Annotated in this window: 1 protein-coding gene; it reads left to right on the forward strand. The window is 58.4% G+C overall.

The features are described 5' to 3' along the window. Positions 1-301: 301 nt before the first annotated feature. Positions 302-1,694, forward strand: a protein-coding gene (locus PQI28_RS15530) for an IS1182 family transposase (protein ID WP_339963826.1) whose coding sequence is annotated in 2 segments (ribosomal slippage) — positions 302-872 and positions 872-1,694 — 1,394 coding nt annotated over the 2 segments. Because the reading frame shifts where the segments join, the coding sequence is not laid out codon by codon here. This gene is flagged as partial in the annotation.

The raw sequence follows: 1,694 nt of genomic DNA on the forward strand, positions 1-1,694 counted from the left end.
TCAGCTTGTTGACTAACATGAATCATATCGCTCGCCTGTCCGGCGCCCACGCTTTCCGCAGGCAATCCCGGAGCCGCATCGCGACCTAGGTCGCTGCTGGGTCTCCGTCGGATTGCTTTCCTGTCGGAGTCGGGGCGCCGTTGGGCGAGCAACGCAAACGGTCGTCATCTGACGGCCGTTTGTCTTTTTCTGAGGCCTCGATGGCCGAAGAAAAAGCCTGATACATACTTCGAACCCTTACAAACGGGGAAAGAAGAAGGTAAACACCAAGTTCGCCCGTCATCAAAAGGAGGAACCCGATATGTATCGCGCCCATTCTGAGAAACGACATGAACCGATCCAGTCGAAGACCACGTTGGACCAGCTGGTCCCGCAGGATCATCTCGTCCGGAGACTCGACCGCCACATCGACTTCTCGATCGTGCACCGGCTCTGCGCCCCGCTCTATTCGAACACCGGTACGCCCGGCATCGATCCGGAGATCATCATCAAGATTATCCTACTCGGACCCCTGTTCAACATCCGTTCCGTGCGCCAGACCGTGAGGGAGGTTCAGACGAACCTCGCCTATCGTTGGTTCCTCGGTCTCGGCATCGATGAGAAGGTTCCCGACCATTCGACGATCAGCCAGGCCTACCGCCGACGCTTCCAGGGGAACGACGTGTTCCAACAAATCTTCGAGGACATCGTCCGACAGGCGGAATCTCACGGTCTCGTCTCCGGACGCATCCTGATAACGGATTCCACGCACATCCGAGCGAACGCGAACAAGAAGAAATTCGACAAGGTAGAGGTCGAACGGGTCGTCGGTGCGATCGAGGACGAGCTTCTCACCCGCGTGAACGAGGAACGGGCCGAACGCGGAAAAAAGAACTGAAACCGGCATCTGAGAAGAGGGAGCGCCGGCTCGTCAAGATGAGCCGGACCGACCCGGATGCGGGATACATGTATCGTGACCAGAAGCCGGAAGGCTTTTTCTGGCTGGCGCATCGGACGGTCGACGCCAAGCACAATTTCATCGTCGATGTACACGTCACACCCGGGAACGTCTCGGACAGCACCGTCTATCTCAATCGGCTCGACCATGTCCTCGAACGTTTCCATTTCCCGCTTGAGGCGGTCGCACTCGATGCCGGCTACTTCACGACCGGGATCGCGAAGGCGCTCGTCGAACGGGGCATCTTCGGGGTCATCGCCCGGAGGCGTTTCGGCGGAAAGAAGGGGATGTTCCGCAAGACCCGGTACACGTACCTGCCCGAGGAAGATGCATATCTCTGTCCGGCGCGACAGCGCCTCACCTATCAGACGACGGACCGCCACGGCTATCACCATTACGTGTCCGACCCCTCCATCTGTCAGAACTGCCCTCTCCTCGAGAAGTGCACGTCCAGCCGGACGCACCGAAGGGACATCACACGCCACGTCGATGAACATTACCGTGAGCAGGTGAACGAGAACCGCCTGTCCGCGACTGGAAAATCCCTCTACCGACTGCGGCCACAGACCGTCGAGCGCTCGTTCGCCGATGGGAAAGAGCTCCACGGGCTCCGTTTCACCTTCTACAGGGGGACCGCGAAGGTCCAACGCGCCAATCTGGTGGCAGCCACCGCACAAAACATGAAGAAGCTGGCCAACCTGTTGGCCAGAAAGGACTGTCTACATAACATTTCTTCAATCTTTTGTCGGACAGAACG

This window comes from Exiguobacterium sp. USCH10 (genome assembly GCF_037619445.1).
Lineage (GTDB): Bacteria > Bacillota > Bacilli > Exiguobacteriales > Exiguobacteriaceae > Exiguobacterium > Exiguobacterium aestuarii_A.